The organism is Streptococcus hillyeri (genome assembly GCF_041081565.1).
Lineage (GTDB): Bacteria > Bacillota > Bacilli > Lactobacillales > Streptococcaceae > Streptococcus > Streptococcus hillyeri.
This window is the reverse complement of the sequence record NZ_CP163513.1, coordinates 194,742-217,196: the sequence shown is the minus strand read 5'-3', so window position 1 is coordinate 217,196 and position 22,455 is coordinate 194,742. Positions and strand designations below refer to the sequence as shown.

Here is a 22,455-nt window from a genome sequence, read left to right as displayed (position 1 = left end):
CTAATGAGAAGGACTATTCTCATTAAGCTCTTCCTCTCGTTAAATTTAATGTTGTGTTTTCAAACACCAGTCAAAGTGCTGAGTAACTCATCCAAACTGACTGACAACACTTTTCAAGTTCCAAGTGTCGGATAAAACAGTCCACTGGACTGTTTTATTCACCTTCACTTGGTGTTTCACCATTTTCAGCTGCAACTTCTGCTGCTAGGCGAGCTTCTTCTTCTGCTTGTTTTTGACGAAGTTTTTCAAGATCATCAACGTGCATCACGTCATCATCTTCACCTTCATCAAGGTCACGAAGTTCAACTTCATTGTTTTCATCATCAAGAACTCGCATATCAAGTCCAAGAGATTGCAATTCTTTGACAAGAACTCGGAATGATTCTGGCACACCTGGTTTTGGAATTGGTTTACCTTTTGTGATAGCTTCATAGGCTTTCAAACGTCCATTAACGTCATCTGACTTGTAAGTCAAGATTTCTTGAAGAACATTTGACGCACCGTAAGCTTCAAGGGCCCAAACCTCCATCTCACCGAAACGTTGTCCACCAAACTGAGCTTTACCTCCAAGTGGCTGTTGCGTAACGAGTGAGTAAGGACCAACTGAACGTGCGTGAAGTTTATCATCAACCATGTGGTGAAGTTTGATCATGTACATGACACCGACAGAAACACGGTTGTCAAATGGTTCACCTGTACGACCATCGTAAAGAACTGTCTTGGCATCTGAATCCATACCAGCTTCACGAACAGTTGACCAGAGGTCTTCTGAACTTGCACCGTCAAAGACAGGAGTTGCAATGTGGATACCCAAATTACGAGCCGCCATACCAAGGTGAAGTTCCATAACCTGACCGATATTCATACGTGATGGCACCCCGAGTGGGTTCAACATGATATCAACAGGCGTTCCATCTGGAAGATATGGCATGTCTTCAACTGGAACAATACGTGAAACGACACCCTTGTTTCCGTGACGACCGGCCATCTTATCTCCGACCTTGATTTTACGTTTTTGAGCAATGAAGACACGAACAAGGATATTCACACCTGAAGGAAGCTCGTCACCATTAGCACGCGTAAAGATTTTAACGTCGCTAACAACCCCGTCACCACCGTGTGGTACACGAAGAGAAGTGTCACGAACTTCACGTGATTTATCACCAAAGATAGCGTGAAGGAGGCGTTCCTCTGCTGAAAGGTCTTTTTCACCTTTAGGTGTTACCTTACCAACAAGAATGTCACCCTCTTTAACTTCCGCACCGATACGGATAATACCCATCTCATCAAGATCTTTGAGGGCTTCTTCACCAACGTTTGGAATTTCACGAGTGATTTCTTCAGGGCCTAACTTCGTATCGCGCGTTTCTGATTCGTATTCTTCCAAGTGAACAGATGTGTAAACATCTTCTTTCACAAGTCGTTCAGACATGATAACCGCATCCTCGAAGTTGTAACCTTCCCAAGTCATGTAGGCAACGATTGGGTTTTGTCCAAGCGCCATCTCACCGTTTTCCATAGAAGGTCCGTCAGCGATAAAGTCTCCTTTTTCAACAATATCACCAACTTTTACAAGCGTACGTTGGTTATAAGCAGTACCTGAGTTTGAACGGCGGAATTTTTGAATGGTATAAACATCAAGTGAACCATCCTCACGACGAACTTCAACCTTATCAGCATCTGAATAAACAACTTTACCATCGTGTTGGGCAATAACTGCAGCACCCGAATCGTGCGCTGCTTGATATTCCATACCTGTACCAACGTAAGGTGCTTTAGGATCAATCAACGGCACAGCCTGACGTTGCATGTTCGCCCCCATGAGGGCACGGTTAGAGTCATCGTTTTCCAAGAATGGAATACATGCTGTCGCAACGGCAACTACCTGTTTAGGTGATACGTCTACATAGTCAACGATACTTGCTGGGAATTCTTGGTTATTACCTTGGTGACGTCCCATAACGATTTCTTCAGCGAAAGTACCATCTTCATTAAGTTTTGAATTAGCTTGCGCTACTGTAAATTCATCTTCTTCATCGGCAGTCAACCAAACAATTTCGTTAGTTACTTGACCAGTTGCACGGTCAACTTTACGATATGGTATTTGGATGAAACCATATTTGTTAAGGTGACCATAGGTTGACAAGTTATTGATCAAACCAATGTTTGGTCCCTCAGGTGTCTCGATTGGACACATACGACCATAGTGGGTGTAGTGAACGTCTCGGACTTCATATCCTGCACGGTCACGTGTCAAACCACCAGGTCCTAAGGCTGACAAACGGCGCTTGTGTGACAACTCAGAAAGTGGATTGTGTTGGTCCATGAACTGTGACAACTGTGATGAACCAAAGAATTCTTTGATGGCAGCTGTAACAGGGCGGATATTAATGATTTGTTGTGGTGTCAACACTTCGTTGTCTTGAACTGACATGCGCTCACGAACGTTACGTTCCATACGAGCAAGACCAATACGGAATTGGTTAGCAAGAAGTTCACCAACCGCACGGATACGACGGTTTCCAAGGTGGTCGATATCGTCCACTTTACCAATACCTTCAGCAAGGTTAAGGAAGTATGACATTTCAGCCAAGATATCCGCAGTTGTCAAGGCACGAACCTTGTCATCTGGATTAGCATTACCAACGATAGTTACTGTACGGTCTGGATCAGTTGGAGCTACGACCTTGAATTTTTGAAGAATAACAGGCTCTGTTACTACCGCAAAATCATTTGGTGTGTAAACGAACTTGTTAAGATCACCATCAAGGTGCTCTGCAATTGAATCAATCACGTCACGCGTCATCACTGTACCAGCTTCAACAAGAATTTCGCCTGTTTCAGCATCAATCAAGTTTTCAGCAATAGTTTGGTTCAACAAGCGTGTCTTAACATTAAGTTTCTTATTGATTTTATAGCGACCAACAGCTGCCAAATCATAGCGTTTTGGATCAAAGAAACGTGCTGTCAAAAGGCTACGTGAGCTATCTGCAGTTTTTGGCTCACCTGGACGAAGACGCTCATAAATTTCTTTGAGGGCTTCATCTGTACGTGAATCTGCTGGATTTTTATGGATATCTTTTTCAATCGTGTTACGCACCAAGTCGCCATCACCAAAGATATCTAAAATCTCATCATCACCTGAGAAACCAAGCGCACGAACAAGTGTTGTAAATGGAATTTTACGCGTACGGTCAATACGTGTGTGAGCTAAATCTTTTGAATCGGTTTCCAATTCAAGCCAAGCGCCACGGTTAGGAATGACTGTTGAGCCATAGCCAACTTTACCATTTTTATCAACCTTATCGTTGAAATAAACACCTGGTGAACGCACTAACTGAGATACGATGATACGCTCTGCACCATTGATAACAAACGTACCCATTTCAGTCATGTAAGGAAGGTCACCAAAGAAAACTTCTTGCGTTTTAATCTCACCAGTTTCTTTGTTAACCAAACGGAAAGTGACAAAGAGAGGCACTGAATAGTGAGCATCGTGTGCACGCGCTTCTTCTAAAGTATATTTAGGTTCTTTTAATTCGTAGCCAACAAATTCAAGTTCCATTGTATCAGTGAAGTTTGATACTGGAAGTACGTCTTCAAAAACTTCACGCAAACTATTGTCCAAGAATTCTTGGAATGAGTCGGTTTGAATTTCAATCAAATTTGGTAAATCAAGAACTTCTTTGATTCTTGAAAAACTACGACGAGTACGATGTTTACCGTACTGAACATTATGTCCTGCCAAGTGATTGTTCTCCTTTTTATTATCTGACACGTGACCTTAGGTCACAGCTTTTACACGTCTGAGCTAACAGACTTCCTTGTCCTTCTTGCAATTTTCAGAACTTTTAAATCTTTGTGACAAGATTTAAATTCGTCAAAATTAAGCACAAAAAGAGCAGCTAAATCTGACTATAAAAGCTGGATTTAACTGCTGTAAGTCTTCCTGGACAATATTTCAAGAAAACAGACGACAAATAATTTATGATATTTTATCATATTTTCTTGTTAGAAGCAACTATTTTATTCTGACGAATCACTTTCCGCATCACTCGATTCGGAGCTTTCTTTATCGTCCGTTTTAGTGTCTTCCTTTTTGTCTCTATCTTTATCTTTTTCGTCTGTTCGAGACTCTTGTTTATTTTTATTGGAATCGTTTGGCATGAAAGCCCCCCATGCGTTGGTATAGTCTGCATTTGTTCCACCGATCGCAAAGCGGTAAGTCATGCTTGGCGCACCATTTTTAGCCCAATAACTTGTCGTTGTTGCACCACCAACAGTGATACTTTTCCCATTTACCAACACAGTACCTGGTCTTAGCCCTGTTGAAGCTAGAACGGTTGAGCCAATCACACTAGAATCCAATTCAAAGCGCTTATTAGTCGCAAATACAGACGAATCCGCTGCATGAATGGCATTGGTTAGTTGTGCTAGGTAGGATGCCATATTGGTAACACCAGTACCAGCAGCTAGCGGTGTATTATCATCGTGACCAATCCACGAACCCAGCGAAGCTCCTGGCGTTGTAACAACGAGCCAAGAATCTGTGTAGTCATCAGTGGTTCCAGTTTTACCTGCCCAATCGGCATTGGCAAGATTTCCATTAACGCCTCTTAAAGCACTTAAATAACGTGTGGTATAACCTGATGTCAACGGTCCTCTAAGTAGATGCATCATGATGCTTGCCGTTGCTTTAGAAAACACTTGAACAGGTTTTTTTTCATGTTTGAAAATTACTGTTCCATCGCTTGCCGTCACAGATTCAACAATATAATGTTTTAAATAAGCTCCACCATTTGCCAAGGTCTGATAAGCATTAGCTTGTTGCAAGACCGATACTTCAACACCTCCACCTAAAGGAAGACTTTCAATACCGTATTCCTGGATATCATATCCCATTTTTGTCATATAGGATTCAACGTCCACACCTTTATCTCGCAACATTTTATAAGTCCAAAAAGCGGGAATATTCCAAGAAATATTTAAAGCTTCCTGAAGCGTAATCATCTTCGTCCCTGCATCACCAACGTGATAAATCCGTTGACCACTAGAATAAGTCGTCGGGTAGTTAGAGACAATACTTGCGCTTCCCATTAAACCTCGGTCAATTGCGATAGCATAGGGAAGAATAGGTTTGATACTCGAACCTGGGGAGCGTAGAGAATTTAGAGCGTGATTATTTTGGTTAGTATTATAATTACGACCACCAACAAAACCTAAGATAGCTCCGGTGCTATTATCAAGCAAGACATTCCCCACTTGAACCTCACCAGTACCATCATCAAGTAGATGACCATAATTAGCAACTGTATCCTGCATAGCCTTGTAAATATTAGGCTTGATGGTGCTTTTAACCGTATAGCCTCCTTGCGATAATTCTTGGTAGGCTAATTCACGATAAGTCTCCTTGGTTGCATCATTTTTCAACTCTTGTTCAGATACCTTATCACGTTTGATAAGATATTGATACATGATTTCCTGAGCTTCCTCTAAAACAGCGTAGTAGAGATAATCATGACTGTCAGTTGTCCTTGCTTCTGGTTGTCTGAAATCTTGTTTTAAATCATAGGCAAGATAGCTCTCATAATCTTCTTTGGTCAACATGCCTGCGCGATACATGTTATAAAGCACATTTTTTTGACGTGTCAGTCCTAACGTCATGTCTTCATCCGTCTTAAAGGCACCTGTCGGCAAATACGGTGAATAGACAATCGGGCTCTGTGGCAAACCAGCCAAGAAAGCCGCTTGCGGAATGGTCAAATCTTTCGCAGAGACTCCAAATATCCCCTGCGCTGCTTCTTCAATCCCTGCAATATTTTGCCCCTTATGATTTCGACCAAACGGTGAAACGTTCAGATAGTTGGTGAGAATAGTGTCCTTATCCATATTCCGCTCAAGCTCTAAGGCATAGAGAATTTCTGTCGCCTTACGCTTAAAGGTCGGATCATCACCTAAAATCTGTTGTTTAATCAATTGCTGTGTCAGCGTTGAACCACCACTAGACTCTCCAATACCTAGGACAGAGCCCAAGGTTGCACGAAAAATCGCTTTAGGAACCACACCTTTATGGGACTTAAAATTTTCATCCTCAGTTGCGACAATAGCATTTTTGATATTATCAGAAATAGCAGAGCTTTCAACAGGTGTTCGTAGCAAATCCGTATCAATCTTTGAAATCAGTTTTCCATCGGCATAGGTCAACTGAGAAATCTTGCTCAAATCACTAACCTTAGCGGTCAATTCTTTAGTTTCTGGAACATCCACGGTATCGACTTGACTAGCAAGATAACCAGCACCAATACCCGCGCCTAGCAAGCTTATCAAGGCAAGAATCAAATAAGCGAAATCAACCAAGAGCTTTAAAGTTCTCAAAAAAACCAAGCCATAATCTTTCCAATTATAGCGTTCAGCACTTTTTGATGATCGCGATGAATTTTTGGAGCCGTTTTTATTTTTCAAGCCTTGCCAAAAATCAGCAAACTTCTTTTTCCAATCGTTCATAAAATACCTCATTATTCATTATATCAAAAAAAGATAAAAATTAACAGTTTGCAACGAGGCTTATACATTCTCCAAATCGTCAGGTAATTTCCCAAAGTAATTTCCACTTTAGCTTTCGAAGCGGAAGTTAGTCTAAAACGGATTTTTATGGTGGAATTAAGTCTGAGACGTTTGCGTTAGAAATGAGTCCTTACTATGACAAAATATAAACACCTTACCCTCTCAGACCGCAATGACATCCAACTTGGCTTAGAACGTGGAGAAACCTTCAAAGTCATTGGACAAACTATCCTAAAAGATCCTACTACCGTTTCCAAAGAGGTCAAACGTAACAGACAGGTCAAACCTCTACCAATGATGGGCTTCCTTGCCCTCTCCTTGATAAATCCCCATTTGTCTGTAACGGATGTCCTAAGAGAAGACAAAATTGTGGCTACAAGAAAATCTTCTACCTCGCTAAACAGGCTCAAAAACAATACGAACAAACCCTCGTTGAGGCTCGAGAAGGAACACCTCTCAACTCTCAAACGTTCTGGGACATGGATAAAGTCATCTCCGATGGTGTGAAAAAGGGACAGCACATCTATCACATCCTTAAAACTCATAACCTTGATGTCAGTTCCTCAACCGTCTATCGACACATCCGTAAAGGATACCTTTCTATCGCTCCTATTGATCTGGCTAGAGCTGTAAAATTCAAACCTAGACGAAAGGCTACACTACCTGCTATCCCTAAAGAAGCTAAAAAAGGGCGTTCTTATGAGGACTTCCAAAACTTCCTGACACATAGACAGCTGACCTCTTGGCTTGAAATGGACACCGTTATTGGACGGGTTGGTGGAAAAGTATTACTCACCTTCAATGTCTCTTTCTGTAACTTTATCTTCGCTAGACTTCTGGACAATAAAACCGCTCTTGAGGTCGCTAAACACTTCTATGTTATCAAGAACACGCTTTATGAGGCTGACCGAGATTTCTTCGATGTTTTCCCTGTCATTCTAACTGACAATGGTGGAGAGTTTGCCAAAGTTGATGACATTGAGATGGATATCAGAGGTGAGATTAAACTATTCTTTTGCGACCCTAAGCGCTCTGACCAGAAAGGAAGAATTGAGAAAAATCACACACTTATTCGCGATATTTTACCCAAGGGAACTTCTTTTGACAACTTAACTCAGAACGATATCAACCTAGTCTGTTCTCATGTGAATAGCGTGAAACGCGCTGCTCTGAATGGGAAATCAGCTTATGAGCTCTTTACCTTTACCTATGACGAAGAACTGGCTAAACTACTCGGCATTTCCTTAATTCCAGCAGAAGACGTCTGTCAGTCTCCAAAATTACTCCAACACAAATTCTAAAAACAACCTAATATAAGCCACTCAAACGTCTCACACTAACTTCCACCATAGCGGAACTTAATCTGAAACGCTTTCAGATGAGGGGATTTTGTGTACCCTTTTTGTCAACTAAATTAGCCTAAAAATGCAATAAATCAACCTTTATAAAAACCAGTGGAACTTACCCTGACACGGAGTTTCACTGGTTGTTAGAGGTTTTATCAGATTAACTTCCACTTTAACAGACGGTGGAAGTTAGTTTGGGAATTTAGCCTCCAAATCGTCATCTCCTCCTTTAATGGGTTTGTCTGTTTAGACGTTTACGAACCTTCAAATTCTGCCCAATAAAAAACGACAACTAGAACCCAGCCAGTACTAAATTCTATCTGTCATTTCTCTGTTAAATCATTTAAGAAGCCTTTATAAATTGGCTATTCCAAAATCCAGCTCAGACTCTCCCAAACGGTAGAAACAATCTCTTTAATAACATCCAGTGTTGTTGTAAGACCATTATCAAACGACATTGTACCACTACTATCCGTTGATTGCGATGATTCTTGCTGTTCAGAAGTATCTGACACGATATTTCCTTGATCAACTTTTTCTGATATTGGAGTGCTCTCTTCTAGCTTTTGTTTCTCTTCTACTACAACTTTTTCCTCTGTTGTAACTTCTTGAGAAACTAGCGTCTCTAGTTCTTGAGAAAGGGCATCCTGATCAGACTCTTGCTTCTCCTTATGACTGATTGATTCTTCTGATTCACTTGGCAACGAACGCCTAGAGCGTTTTTTACTCTCTTCAGTCTTCACAACCTTCTCTTCTTGTTCTACCTCGTGGTCACTGTAAGCATTTTTTTCCGCCTCTGTATACTTATCTTCAGTCATAGCGGCTATTTCTGTTGCTTTTTTACTGATAGCTTTTATATCTTTTTCAATTTCTGAACTTTTACTGAAATTTTGTATGGCAAGTTCTCTTTCAATAGATCCAGCAGTGCTATTAAATCGGTCAATCGTCATTCGATACTTATCTGCGACACTACCAATCATCTTGTCATAGCTCTTAACTTGTTCAATATCCTGTTCAATGTTATCAACAAACCCTTTGATGTTTTTTAACAAGTTTTCATTTTTCTGAGGAGATTTCTCTAATGTTGATACAATATAGTCATAACGATCTTTCAATAGTTGTTGCAAACTTAACAACTGTTGCTTTTCACCATCCGAAATATAATATTCTAAACGTTTATTTGTGAAAAGCGCTTTTTCAGTGTTCAACAGCAAAAGATGTCTAGGATTTTGGTTCTCCACCCATTTTTCAAAAGACTTGTCAACACGCATTGTTCCGTTAGGAGTATAGCCACCTTCGTTTTTATCCATCTCAGAGAAAGTATCAATCGTTAGTTGCACCAAATGATTAAGAGGTGTTGTAGTATCTACAAAATGCCAGTTATTATCAAAGAACACCCTAGTGATAGCATGTTCGATACCATCCTTTGTTTTACCATAAACAACGTAAGAGCGCATTCCCATCATGTTCAAAGCTCGCGCTGATAGAACACTAAATCCCACGCACATGGCTGTATCACGTTCTGTAATCGAATAAATATCTGAACCGATATTATAATTGTCTGTCCCCCCGATATCTAGTAAGCTTCTATCATAGCGAAACTTACTTTTTAGAAAGTTTGACCACTGAGTAATTTTTTCACGTTCTGTTGCTTGTTCCATTGCCCCTGAAGCTCTTACCAGCTCTAGAATCTTATTATCATTTTCTAAGTAATCTTCTAGAGTTCTATTAGAATTTTTATACTTAACACGAGTGAAATATTCGGATACTGGTGCTACCTTTACTTTCCCATGATACATATTTAAATGATTAACCGCTATAGTATGTTGATCTCCTACTAGACCAAAACCATTAGCTTGTAGCAATAAATTCAAATGACTCTCATCTAAATTAAAAGGAGCATAGACATCCATTTCTTTTCCACTGTTCTTCATTAAGTCGTGCAGCACCTTACTATAATCCTGCATAGAATTAACGATGTGACCTGACTTTTTAACAATGTAAAGCGTAACATCATCATAAAGATATTTCCCATTAACAGTCACGAGAGTATAGTCTGAATCAAAATTAGGAATTCGATGTCTTAATTTAGGTAACAACTCCTGAACATCAACTTGAGTAAGAAGCCCTTCATTCCCACCTAATTCACGCACATTAATAGCTGTTCGCTTGGTAACTGAAAGCTCATCTTTAATTTTACCAAAGGCAGTATCAACACCTAAACCATCTTTACTAAATGTATTTGAGCTCTTTTGATTCCTGTTCATTTCAGCAAGAAACCTTGAAAATGAACTATTTTGAGTTAAATTTTGAGATAAGATATCTTCTGCTTTAGCATAATAACTTTGGAGCGCCAAGCTTGCTCCGATAACACCTAAAGCGAGCCCAAGTTTTACTTTTTGTGAATCTATTTTTCGATTAGTTGTTTGTTTTACCTTACCATTCATAAATCAATACTGCTTTCTATTCTTTTTGGTAATATTCTATCACACCATCATAAAGACACTCTTAAGATGACATTAATGTTATCTTAAAAATATTTCCATGACTCACAAAATCTGAATCTACTCCTTACTTGTCACATTCAGATAGACTTCAATAACCCAAAAATCCTCAATAAGTAGATAATACTTACTAAGGATTTTATGATTATTTTGGAGGTAGAGGTGGTGCTATATAATTTAGTTACTTGAAAACAGACTACTTACATCGTTCCAAAGTGAAAAAATAATATTTTGAACAGTTCCTAAAGTTACGTCACTATAATTATCATTAGTTGGAATTGATTCATGCAAAACCGGCACATTTTCTACAAGTTCTGAATTTTCTTCATTATGCCTACTTTCCTCAATACCATTACTTTCTGGTACTATAAGTTCTTTTACTTCCTCAACTGTACTCTCTACTTTTTTTATTTGAACATCCTCTTGAGGAGACATCCGCTCATCTTCAGAATGTAGACTATCTTCATCTGAGTCATTTGATGAGATATGCTTTTCAAGAATAGTTTCTTCTTTATTTGCTGTCCGTTGTTCTAAAAATTTTGGAATTTCAAATCCAATTTCAACTTGGCCAGCAAAATTTTCTAAAACTTTTATTTTCCAGTCAAGTAATTCCAGGTAACTTTTTACTACTTTATCTGAAACATCAATATCATCGCGATACATTTCTAACTCACGCACAGCATCTTTGGATTGACTGATAATACTTGTTGGTTGTGATGCCTTTTCCTCTAACTTTGTAATTAAATAGTTATAGCGGGCAATATCAAATACAACTCTGTCGTACATTTTTTGTAGCTCAGTTCTTTCAGCAAAAGAATCAACTGATGATGTTGGAGAAATTTTTGCTACATCATTATTCACCAAAAGAATATCACGTGGCCGTTGTTTTTCTAGCCACTTTTCAAAGTCTCGATGGATAACCATCTCACCTGCCAATGCGCTTGTATCGGCCTCTTTATAAGTATCTAAAAGGTACGCGTAACGGTTGCCATCAATCGAAGCTGTCGTATCCAAAAAATGCCACTTATTACCGAAATAGACACGTGTTATAGCATGTGGTGAACCATTCTGCCTTTTGCCATGAACGACATAAGCTCTAAGCCCCATCATATTATATGCCCTAGCAGACAGGGTACTAAAACCAACACACATCGCCATTTTACGCTCTACTGCCGAAAAAATACTAGAAGCTTTATTATAATCTTCTCCTCCGTCCCTTAGTGCATCAATGTCATAAGAAAATTCTTTTCTGATAAAGTCAGACCATGCTTGAACACGTTCCGCTTCTGTTTCCTTATTCAAAGCACCTGACTTATAAATTAACTCCAAAATCTTTTTATCATTATTAGCATAGTCTTCAATGGTTCGATTTAATTGACTGAACTCTGTTCTATTAATTGATTCACCAGAAGTAGCTAATCTCAGTTTACCAGTATACATATTGATACCATTAATGGTTACGGAATTACGATAACCTGCCAAACCTAATCCATTACCATCTAGGAGTAAGTCAATGTAGGAGTTTTCAAACTCAAATGGTGCGTAAATTTCACGATTCTCAACAGTATTCGCCTGTAATAATTCTGACACTAATTGATTGTACTCTTCCTCAGAATTAACAATCCTACCATCAGTTTTCATCAAATAAAGAATCTTACTACCGGCTAAATAAGATGATTTTTGACTATCAAGCATTACAATAGAATATTCTTTAAATCGCTCTTGCTGTAACGTTTCCTTTAATTTGTTAATAGGAACATCCATTTCCATAAAAGTTGAATCAAGCATCTTACTGATATGGACTGTTCCGTTTTCAGGATTCTCCTTTTTAATAGCTTCTTGTATGCTAGTAATTTCCGATAAATTGACTTTCTTAAATTGACGTTCCGCAATTTTTTTGGATTTAGGTATTCTTGCAATGATGTCCGAAATATCATAAGCGCTACCTGTTGTTGCTACTGCACTTGTATTCGCATAAACTTTTAGAGACCCTATATTAACAACTGCACAGCCAATCGCACATGAGGCTACTCCGATAGCTAATTTTCTAAGAGCGTATTTCTTAATATTTGTTTGCTTATAAGTCATTGCATATTTTTCTTTCTTTGCAAAAGTGTCCTAACACTTTTTTGTCTTTTATTACTTTATTGAATATATTGAAGAGCCCACTCACTGATGTCTTTCCATGCTTTAGAGACAAGCTCTTGAACAGTTTCGTATGCTGAATCAATGTAATTGGTTTCTGAAGAATTTTCCGTTTGTAGAGCTACCGTTTCAGGAGGAATTACGTTCAGCTCTAATTCTTTCTCTACTTTCTGACCCGTATCTTCATCTGAAGATTCCCAACTCGAAGACCTATTCCCCTCTAATTCCTCTATTTGACGATTAATTTCATGCAACTGCTGAGCAATTGCATGAAATTCAGAAGTCCCTTCTATGCTCTCTTGTTTCTTAGATAACTCTGCTTGTTTTGCTTTTAACTCACTTAAAGGGGCCACTGGAGTAACAATTGTCTCATTATTAGCTAGTTTTTTCCCTACAATTTGTAGTTCGACACTCGCAACCCCATAACCATCAGAAGATTTTTGAAAATGCACCTTAAAGATACGAGCCTGTTGCACAGTTATAGGCAAGGAAAGCGTAGTACCACTCACATCATTAGAAAAACTTGATATTTCTTGCCAATTATCCTCATTCTTCAAATACTCTAATGCAATATTAGAATTTGATAGTAATTCATAATACGCCTCTTCATTCTTCAAAATTTTCAAACTAGCTTGAATTACATCACCATTTGACCCCCCTATTCCATATCCACTTCTATAAAGATTCCAGTACTGAGCTACACCAGGATTTAATAATTCAAATACAACAAATCTATCTTGATATTCTTTGTAAATCTCTCCTGATTCATATTTTCCATCAAAAAGTAATCTACTATCCGAAACTCCTGTTCTATATAATTCTTTAGCCCCTACTGCTAAATCATCTAAGGTATCTGCACCACTACCAACTGTCAGCACAGCTTGATTTGCACCGTCTGCAAACAACACTTCTTTATCCGCCGGATCTTTAAAAGTAATCTTATAAACCGAATCTTGAGAGGGCACCAAAGTCTTCTCTTTTGATCTTACTAAACGATGATCAACAATATCAACAGTATAGTCACTATAGTTTACTTTAAATTCATCGAATTTATAGTTCGGATCAATGAATGTTTGGCCGTGAATTTTCTCTTCTACCATCTCATTAAAACTTCTCTCATCAAAAAGAGTCCTTCCACTAACGGTCTGACCACCAGTTAAAAAGGCATCAATCAAATTGATAGCATTCCCAGATTTATCCCATTGTACCTTGGAGTTTCCAAAACGGTTTGGAACATACCCTTTTGGACGTTGCTTATCAAAAGTCACTTGCTTACGATTATCTAAGAGAGACGTAAGAGTAGTATAATCTTTACTGTTAAGTGAAAAATCAATAGCATTTTGAGAAATATCAACCGTTTTCAACAAAGGCATACTTTTGAAGTCAATACCATCTAATGTTTGAATCTTCAAATTAGACAAATCAATTGTTTCCAAAGTAGGCATATTTTTAATTTCAATAACAGAATCCGTTTGACCATTTTCATACTTTAAACTTTCTGGAAAATGGTTAGTAGACAATTCTTTTATATTTTTCAAACCATCAATAACAATCTTCTTAACATTCTTAAAATTCTCTAAACCTTTAAGAGAAGTAATTTCAGGATTATTGATAACCAATGTTCCATCAAACAAGTCAAAGTTACCTTGACCTCTTCCTACTTGCTTCATGATCTCTTTGCGCAGTATTTCATCATGGATATCCTTCTCAGAAATCGTTTTGTTTCGCTCATCATCAGTCATCATTTTTTTCAATTTTTGCGAGAATTTATACTCTGTTTTTACTTTTTCATTTGATTTATGATGAGGGGAATATAGTCTCCTACTTGGATGTATAACACCATCACGATCAATAGCATAAGAGAAAATCCCTCCCTTTAGACCACCCGTTTGAGGTTGCCATTTAGCGTATTTCTCAGCACGTGTTTCTTCATTACTATCCTCTTGATCAACATCAAACCATAGGCTCTTATCCGGGGTATTTTCTTCAAAGAATGAGAATCCAGGCATAAACTGTTCCGACTTAATATGCTCTTTGAACTGCAACCATTCTTCATTGATTTTTTTGAAACCATCACTTCCATCTTGATTCCCATAATATTGACGTAAAAGGAAATCAATAGACTTAGCCGTTTCTGTAAACAAAGGGTTCTTATCCGGCGCAAGGGTTGTGTCAATAATCAATAATTTTGATTTATCAGCCCCATCTTTACCAATCAATTTAGCAATTTCTTTAAACACTGCTAGTGCACGTTTGGCCTCTTTAGGTTTCTGTTCCACATCATAATCTGGAGCTTCAATATCAATGTCCAAGCCATCTACCCCACGTTCCTTAACATAGGTATCTACAATAGCTTTGGCAAGTTTTTGGTTTCCTTCATCAGTATCAGGATAAGTCTTACTATCAACTGAGAGGCCTGCTTCACCAGTTAGAAATTTAATGCCAATTGTCTGTACAACCGCTGTTCCTTTTTTATGTAATTTAGGAACATAATCATTTCTCAATGTTGTCCAAAAAGGACTTTTCTCATGGACGAAACTATCAAATACAAAAAGAATATCTACTTCTTTCGGAGCATCTGACATACGATTGAGTCCCCCCAATGGCTTATCAATTTCGGATGGATTACTTCCTGCTGCTTCTTTATTCTTTGTCGCCTTTTCATCATGCCATGTTCGATAATACCCTGCATAGAGGGGGCCTCTTCTCCCAGAGCGAATATCCTCCACTATCTGACCCGCTTTTGACTTATCTACTACCCCTTGATGGGTAGCAGTATTGCTTTGCGCTCTTACAATCACTGGTTGATGGTTAGAAAACAAGAACATTGTGGCTAGTGCCAAGGCACAAACGCTTGTGACATTTCTTTTATTTGATAAACGGTTATTCATTAGGTTACTTCTCCTTTTTTTGTCGTTTCTTAACTATTGTTTATTGCCAAATTGAACTGATTGAGCTCCAAATCTCCGTCGCAAATGCTTGTCTGTTTCAACAACAGGTACAGCATAGTCAAATACTGGAGCAACGTAGTCATTCATAAAATTGGTCGTCGCCTCTTGATTAATATCTGTCAGGGCATCAGCTGTATTCTGGAGTGATGCGGTTTCAAGTGTGGCTTCTTCTTGCGAGAACGCCTCACCTTGTTCTTGAACAGGTACTTCTTCACGAACATCTTGATTTGATTCTCCCGTTTCTACCGCTTGGTAATCACGACTAGTTGAATCTTGCGACATTGTTTTTACTTGTTCTGTCTCAATCTGTCGCCCCAAATCCAACAATTGTTTAGCAATCGTCTCTTTCTCTGTTGTATTTTCTGTTGTTTCATATTGTCGATACAACTCAGAATATTTTGTTCTTAAATGCTCCGACTTTTCATCAAGTTCTATATTGTTCAAAGTCTCATTTAATTGTTGTACTGTATTTGATTCTTCCTTCAGAACCTCATCCTGTGATGCTTTCACATACGTAATATCTTTAAATGATTTACCCTCTTTGAATGGTTCAAATTTTAATTGATATTCAATTGCACCTGCTTGTTTTTCTAAGTCCGTTAGATGCTCTGTATAGTTATCTGCTAGGCTTCCAATTAGTAGGTCGCTCGTTGTTGTTTCTTCTTGATCTTTTTCAACAGCTTTAAGAAAACTTTCTACATTTTCCAATAAATATGGATTATCTGGATAATCTTTTTTCACTTTTTCAACAATATATTGATAGCGTTCACGGATAAATTGTTGTCGTTCTTGAAGTTCTTTGTATTCATTTACCGAAATAAACTCGTCATCACGTTGATTCGACGATTTCCCAATTTCCGTATTGACTAGCAATAAATCACGCGGTCGCTGCTTCTCAGCCCATTTTTCAAAGGCTTTATTAACGACCATTTGATTATTGGTCGCAGAACCATCAGTCCCAACGTAAGTATCAATGACATACGAAACAATGCTTGCATTTTCAGCAGCCGTCGTACCCACAAAATGCCAAGCCCCATCATAATAGCTACGAGTCACCGCATGCCCGCCTCCACTAGGAGTAAAGCCATACACCACATAAGAACGAATTCCCATCATATTGAATGCACGAGCCGATAGGGTACTGTAGCCGACACACATGGCTTTTGCACGTTCGGTTACCGAAAAAATACTAGAGGCAACATTATAGTTGTTTTTTCTTGCTGCCAAAGCGGCAGTATCGTAGGGGAAATTTCGTTGCACAAAATCAGACCATGCCTTGACTTTTTCCTCGTCCGTTTTCTTATCTAAGACACCTGACTTTTGAATCAACTCCCAAATTTTTGTGTCATTCTGAATATATGATTCCATTTTTAACAGAGTTTTATCCTGAGGAATCTGACTTAACTCTTCAGCAGAAATAGACAAGCGATAATTCGCCCCGTGCATTTCAACATCATTGATAATATTGTAGCGACGCTCTTGCGGAACAAGTGCTAGGCCATTCGCGTGTAGTAGAATATCTGAGAAACTTCTCTTGAAACCAATAGAAGCATAGACTTCTTGCTCCATTTGATTAGTGGTTAACATTTCTCGAACTAAGGCCTGATATTCAGACATGGTATTGACAATGCGACCTGATTTCTTAACAACATACGCTATGGTATTATGGTTCAAAAATGTATCATTTACTAGCAATAACGTATAATCAGATTCTACATTGTCACCAAGCTCTTTCTTCAGTTGAGTCAAAATGTCAGCTGTAGTCCCCACTTCTGCTTTGCTTCGTTCACCAGCGAAGGTATGAACACTAATTGACTTATTTCCAGACTCTGAAAACGCTTTCTCCAATGATTCTTTAAGAGATAACTCTGACATTTTAAACTTATGCTTGGCATCCCTTTTATCCATGACACGTGATAGGATACTAGGCGCTTGATAAGTTACTCTCGACTGGCTTACGGCTCTAGCGTGGTTCTCCGCACTAACATCAGGTGTTCCAACGGTAAGGACTACCCCGATAACCCCGACGGTTAGCTTAAGAGCAAGTCGTTTTAATGTGATTTCTTGATTTATTTTCATTTCCACCTATTCTTTTCTTTATGATTTAGAATTTCGTTATTTAGACAAAAACACTTCTTCTGCACGTTTAATTCTAGCACAAAATACAGCCTTTATTTCATAAGATTACATTAAGAATAGATAAGCCAAACTTAATAAAACACTACTATTCTTAAGGTTAGCCAATATCCTTTTAAGTTCACTTTTCCTTTTTGAACAACTCACTCAAAAAATAGAGAAACCACTATCAAATTATGCTAAATTATTTCAAGATTCTTTTACCCAACTTGCTTATTTTCCTTATTTTTTGATATAATAATCTAAGTTTTATAAAATGAGCAAGGGTGTAGTAGACTTTTAAGTCTAAATCTTTGTATCTTAATAAAAGGAGAAAGCCAATGAATATTTTCGAAGAACTCAAAGCACGTGGCCTCGTCTTTCAAACGACAGACGAAGAAGCCCTCGTCAAAGCATTAACAGAAGGGCAAGTATCCTATTATACTGGCTACGACCCAACAGCAGACAGTCTTCACCTTGGTCACTTGGTAGCAATCTTGACATCACGTCGCTTACAATTAGCAGGGCACAAACCTTATGCCCTTGTTGGTGGTGCTACTGGTCTCATCGGTGACCCATCATTTAAAGATGCAGAGCGTAGCCTTCAAACAAAGGACACCGTTGATGGTTGGGTGACTAAAATCCAAGGTCAACTATCACGTTTCCTCGACTTTGAAAATGGCGACAACAAAGCTGAAATGGTGAATAACTACGACTGGTTCGGCTCAGTGAGCTTTATTGACTTCCTACGTGATGTCGGTAAATACTTCACCGTCAACTACATGATGAGTAAAGACTCTGTTAAAAAACGTATCGAGACAGGGATTTCATACACTGAGTTTGCATACCAAATTATGCAAGGCTATGACTTTTACGAACTCAATGACAAGCACAATGTTACCCTTCAAATCGGTGGTTCAGATCAATGGGGCAACATGACTGCTGGTACTGAATTGCTTCGCCGTAAAGCTGATAAAACCGGTCACGTTATGACGGTTCCACTTATCACTGACTCAACTGGTAAAAAATTCGGTAAATCAGAAGGAAACGCCGTTTGGCTTGATGCTGAGAAAACATCACCTTACGAAATGTACCAATTCTGGCTCAACGTGATGGATGATGACGCCGTTCGTTTCTTGAAAATTTTCACTTTCCTCTCACTAGATGAAATTGCTGACATTGAAAAACAATTTGATGCAGCACGCCACGAACGCTTAGCTCAAAAAATTCTTGCTCGCGAAGTTGTCACGCTTGTCCATGGAGAAGAAGCTTATAACCAAGCCCTCAATATCACAGAGCAACTCTTTGCTGGAAATATCCGTGCCCTTTCCGCTAAAGATTTGAAAGCAGCTCTTAATGGTGTCCCAACCTACGCCGTTCAAACTGATGATAACCTTAACCTCGTGGATATTTTGGTAACTGCAGGCGTGTCTCCATCTAAACGCCAAGCCCGTGAAGATGTGCAAAACGGTGCCATCTACATCAACGGCGACCGTGTTCAAGACTTAGACTACACACTTTCAGATACAGATAAAATCGATGGCGAACTCACTGTTATTCGTCGCGGTAAGAAAAAATACTCTGTATTGACTTACTAAGATTGAAAAAATCGTTCATGTTTTCTGTGAACGATTTTTTGTTTATTAACAACATCAAAAGCTAATCTCAATAAATTATCTTTTTAAATTATTCTAAATAAGACTCTTGAATAACTAGTTATAACTTATCTACAACTCTTTCAATATTTTGAAATCCAATAGTTTTTATTTATAGCTGCCTTTAAAAATATCTATTATTCTTATGATTAAATCTATGCTAAACTAAATTCATCTTTTAGTTAAAGGTGGTGGTAACAGTTGAATTGGGATTTTATACAAGAGAATATCCCACTCTATCAAGAGGCATTTTTATTAACCATTCGCTTGGCATTTTTGGGGATTTTAGGTTCCTTGGTAATCGGTTCGCTTATCAGTCTCATTCGTTACTTTAAGATTCCTCTTATTAGTAAAGTAGCTGGCGCTTATATTGAACTCTCTCGAAACACACCTCTCCTCATCCAACTATTCTTTCTCTACTTTGGTTTGCCTAAGATTGGGCTGACCCTATCGTCTGAAGCTTGTGCCATTATTGGGCTCATTTTTTTAGGAGGCTCTTATATGGCAGAATCTTTCCGCAGTGGTATGGAAGCTATTAGTCTTGGTCAAAAAGAATCTGCTACTGCTCTAGGTCTTAAATCTTGGCAAGTATTTGTTTATATTATTTGGCCGCAAGCCTTAGCTATTTCACTGCCATCTATCAGTGCTAATGTGATTTTCTTAATTAAGGAAACATCTGTATTTTCAATTGTTGCACTAGCGGATTTAATGTATGTAGCAAAAGAATTGATTGGTATTTATTATGAAACGGACGAAGCTCTATTAATGCTGGTGGTTTCCTACTTGATTATTTTACTTCCTCTTTCTATTATCCTTAGTCTAATTGAAAGGAGGCTACGTTATGCAGGATTTGGGTCTACAAGTTCTCTTTCAGGGAAATAATTTTTTACGGTTATTACAAGGATTGGGCATTACACTTGGCATTGCCTTGGTGTCAGTCTTAATTTCTCTCGTATTGGGGACTATCTTTGGCATTATTATGACCTCGCATCATTTCACAATAAGACTATTATCCAAAACCTATCTGGAATTTATCCGAATTATGCCACAGCTCGTTCTCCTCTTTTTAATCTATTTTGGATTAGCAAGAGCATTCAATATAAACATGTCCGGAGAGATTGCTGCAATCTTAGTCTTCTCCTTATGGGGAACGGCAGAGATCGGAGATTTAGTACGAGGAGCAATCACTTCCTTACCTAGTCATCAGATAGAAAGTGGATTAGCACTAGGACTCTCAAAAAATCAGGTCTACCGCCATATTCTAATTCCTCAAATGTTACGGCGTCTACTCCCACAAGCCATCAATCTTGTTACCAGAATGATTAAAACCACATCCTTAATCGTACTAATCGGAGTTGTCGAAATGGTTAAAACAGGACAACAAATCATCGAAAGCAATCGCCTTGGATATCCCTCAGCAGCACTCTGGGTTTACGGAGTTATCCTAATACTTTATTTTATCTCCTGTTATCCCATCTCAAAATTTGCAAGTTATTTAGAAAACAATTGGAAGGACTAAGTCATGACAGATACTTTAATCATCACTCATCTCACAAAAACCTTCGATGACCAGACCATTATTCATGACTTGTCATTTCGAGTCAAAAAAGGAGAAGTTGTCGTTGTTCTAGGTCCATCTGGCTGTGGAAAAAGTACCTTACTACGTTGCCTTAACGGTCTCGAAACCATCCAAAAAGGGGAAATCCTCTTAGACGGAAATCCTTTAATCAACAATACCAAAAACCTGCATCTGGTTCGGCAAAAAATTGGAATGGTTTTTCAAAACTACGAGTTATTTCCTCACCTAGATGTCTTACAAAATCTTACCTTGGCTCCTAGCAAGGTAACCAAACAACCTAAGGCTAGTATTATTGAGGAAGCTGAACAACTTCTCAATCGGGTTGGCTTATTGGATAAAAAGCACAGCTTTGCAAGGCAATTATCTGGCGGTCAAAAGCAGCGGGTTGCTATAATACGTGCTTTACTCATGCATCCAGAAATTATTTTATTTGACGAAGTGACTGCTTCTCTAGACCCTGAAATGGTTCGAGAAGTCCTTGAACTCATCAGTGACCTAGCTAATGAAAAACGGACAATGATCATCGTTACCCATGAATTACAATTTGCACGTGCTATTGCAGACCGTATTATCTTTATGGATAAGGGAAAAATTATCGAAGAAGCCACTCCAGAAGCATTTTTTACTAATCCTAAAACTGAAAGAGCACGTGACTTTCTAAACGTCTTTGACTTTAGTCAAATCGCATAATATCTAAAAAGGAGTATTATTTATGAAAAAATCAAATCTTTTAACTGTTATTTTAGCTTTTGTTACAACATTTTTCTTGGTAGCTTGTGCTAATAAATCCTCAGATAAACAAAGCACTTCATCTACCAATGCACCTAGTGTTGCCAAAGCTCGTACACTAGACGATATCAAAAAAAGTGGAGAAATTTCTATCGGCGTCTTTAGTGATAAAAAACCTTTTGGTTATGTTGACGAAAACGGAGACTACCAAGGATACGATGTCTACTATGGTAACCGACTTGCAAAAGACCTCGGAGTCAAAGTAAAATATGTCCCAGTAGAAGCTGCCAGCCGTGTGGAATTTTTAACATCTGCTAAAGTTGACGTCATCCTAGCAAACTTCACTGTCACTGATGAACGTAAAGAGCAGGTAGATTTTGCCCATCCTTACATGAAAGTATCTCTCGGTGTTGTTTCACCAGAAGGTAAGGTCATCACAGACGCAGAGCAGCTCAACGGTAAAAAATTGATTGTCGCTAAAGGAACAACTGCTGAGACTTATTTCTCTGAAAACTTCCCAGAAGTAGAATTAATCAAATTTGACCAGTACAGTGATGCTTACTCAGCTCTCCTTGACGGACGTGGCGACGCTTTTTCAACAGATAACACAGAAGTTCTGGCTTGGGCTATTGAAAATAAAGGATTTGAAGTCGGTATTACTTCTCTTGGAAATGTTGATACCATTGCACCAGCTGTTCAAAAAGGAAACACTGAACTGTTAGACTACATCAACAAACACATCGAAGGCCTCGTGGCAGAAAACTTCTTCCACAAGAACTACGAAGAAACCCTTCACCCTGTCTACGGTGATCAGGCCAAACCAGATGAAATTGTTGTTGAAGGTGGAAAACTCGATTAATTTTCTAT

General features: G+C 38.5%; 11 protein-coding genes and 1 pseudogene. 6 read left to right on the top strand and 6 right to left on the bottom strand.

Annotation, left to right across the window (positions count from 1 at the left end; all coding sequences use genetic code 11):
* Positions 1 to 154 precede the first annotated feature (154 nt).
* Both rpoB and pbp1b read right to left on the bottom strand, forming a co-directional pair.
* The gene (gene rpoB / locus AB6M99_RS01130) at positions 155 to 3,748 is read right to left on the bottom strand and encodes a DNA-directed RNA polymerase subunit beta (RefSeq protein ID WP_369350976.1); all 3,594 of its coding nucleotides are present in this window, start codon (positions 3,746 to 3,748) and stop codon (positions 155 to 157) included.
* A 278-nt stretch (positions 3,749 to 4,026) separates the two neighbouring features.
* Positions 4,027 to 6,504 carry a penicillin-binding protein PBP1B gene (gene pbp1b / locus AB6M99_RS01125; RefSeq protein ID WP_369351244.1) on the bottom strand — a complete coding sequence of 826 codons (2,478 nt, stop codon included), beginning with the start codon at positions 6,502 to 6,504 and terminating at the stop codon, positions 4,027 to 4,029.
* A gap of 195 nt (positions 6,505 to 6,699) precedes the next feature.
* Here pbp1b and AB6M99_RS01120 point away from each other — a divergent pair.
* Positions 6,700 to 7,865: pseudogene (locus AB6M99_RS01120) on the top strand (IS30 family transposase).
* A gap of 410 nt (positions 7,866 to 8,275) precedes the next feature.
* On the opposite strand, the gene AB6M99_RS01115 reads toward AB6M99_RS01120, so the two are convergent.
* From AB6M99_RS01115 to AB6M99_RS01100, 4 genes are all read right to left on the bottom strand, one after another.
* Positions 8,276 to 10,357 carry a hypothetical protein gene (locus AB6M99_RS01115; RefSeq protein ID WP_121834998.1) on the bottom strand — a complete coding sequence of 694 codons (2,082 nt, stop codon included), beginning with the start codon at positions 10,355 to 10,357 and terminating at the stop codon, positions 8,276 to 8,278.
* A gap of 234 nt (positions 10,358 to 10,591) precedes the next feature.
* Positions 10,592 to 12,502 (bottom strand): transglutaminase domain-containing protein, encoded by a 1,911-nt coding sequence (locus tag AB6M99_RS01110; protein ID WP_369350974.1) that lies wholly within the window; start codon positions 12,500 to 12,502, stop codon positions 10,592 to 10,594.
* Between the two features lie 56 nt (positions 12,503 to 12,558).
* The gene (locus tag AB6M99_RS01105) at positions 12,559 to 15,450 is read right to left on the bottom strand and encodes a hypothetical protein (RefSeq protein WP_121834995.1); all 2,892 of its coding nucleotides are present in this window, start codon (positions 15,448 to 15,450) and stop codon (positions 12,559 to 12,561) included.
* 33 nt (positions 15,451 to 15,483) lie between these two features.
* Positions 15,484 to 17,589 (bottom strand): transglutaminase domain-containing protein, encoded by a 2,106-nt coding sequence (locus tag AB6M99_RS01100; RefSeq protein WP_369350973.1) that lies wholly within the window; start codon positions 17,587 to 17,589, stop codon positions 15,484 to 15,486.
* A 377-nt stretch (positions 17,590 to 17,966) separates the two neighbouring features.
* Here AB6M99_RS01100 and tyrS point away from each other — a divergent pair, with 377 nt between their 5' ends.
* The 5 genes from tyrS (at position 17,967) to AB6M99_RS01075 (ending at position 22,447) form a co-directional block, all read left to right on the top strand.
* Entirely contained in the window at positions 17,967 to 19,223 is a 1,257-nt protein-coding gene (tyrS, locus tag AB6M99_RS01095; RefSeq protein WP_369350972.1) for a tyrosine--tRNA ligase, read from the top strand.
* 258 nt (positions 19,224 to 19,481) lie between these two features.
* Positions 19,482 to 20,162: an amino acid ABC transporter permease gene (locus tag AB6M99_RS01090; RefSeq protein WP_121834992.1), complete on the top strand. Its 681-nt coding sequence runs from the start codon at positions 19,482 to 19,484 to the stop codon at positions 20,160 to 20,162.
* Entirely contained in the window at positions 20,122 to 20,799 is a 678-nt protein-coding gene (locus tag AB6M99_RS01085; protein WP_121834991.1) for an amino acid ABC transporter permease, read from the top strand. The genes AB6M99_RS01090 and AB6M99_RS01085 overlap by 41 nt, the downstream gene beginning before the upstream one ends.
* A 3-nt stretch (positions 20,800 to 20,802) precedes the next feature.
* Positions 20,803 to 21,549, top strand: coding sequence for an amino acid ABC transporter ATP-binding protein (locus AB6M99_RS01080; protein WP_121834990.1), 747 nt, complete (start codon positions 20,803 to 20,805; stop codon positions 21,547 to 21,549).
* A 22-nt stretch (positions 21,550 to 21,571) separates the two neighbouring features.
* Positions 21,572 to 22,447, top strand: coding sequence for a cysteine ABC transporter substrate-binding protein (locus AB6M99_RS01075; RefSeq protein ID WP_121834989.1), 876 nt, complete (start codon positions 21,572 to 21,574; stop codon positions 22,445 to 22,447).
* Positions 22,448 to 22,455: the final 8 nt, after the last annotated feature.

Coding starts and splice junctions, on each gene's coding strand:
- pbp1b (WP_369351244.1), bottom strand. CDS start 6,504: ATGAACGATTGGAAAAAGAAGTTTGCTGATTTTTGGCAAGGCTTGAAA.
- AB6M99_RS01115 (WP_121834998.1), bottom strand. CDS start 10,357: ATGAATGGTAAGGTAAAACAAACAACTAATCGAAAAATAGATTCACAA.
- AB6M99_RS01110 (WP_369350974.1), bottom strand. CDS start 12,502: ATGACTTATAAGCAAACAAATATTAAGAAATACGCTCTTAGAAAATTA.
- AB6M99_RS01105 (WP_121834995.1), bottom strand. CDS start 15,450: ATGAATAACCGTTTATCAAATAAAAGAAATGTCACAAGCGTTTGTGCC.
- AB6M99_RS01100 (WP_369350973.1), bottom strand. CDS start 17,589: ATGAAAATAAATCAAGAAATCACATTAAAACGACTTGCTCTTAAGCTA.
- tyrS (WP_369350972.1), top strand. CDS start 17,967: ATGAATATTTTCGAAGAACTCAAAGCACGTGGCCTCGTCTTTCAAACG.
- AB6M99_RS01085 (WP_121834991.1), top strand. CDS start 20,122: ATGCAGGATTTGGGTCTACAAGTTCTCTTTCAGGGAAATAATTTTTTA.
- AB6M99_RS01080 (WP_121834990.1), top strand. CDS start 20,803: ATGACAGATACTTTAATCATCACTCATCTCACAAAAACCTTCGATGAC.
- AB6M99_RS01075 (WP_121834989.1), top strand. CDS start 21,572: ATGAAAAAATCAAATCTTTTAACTGTTATTTTAGCTTTTGTTACAACA.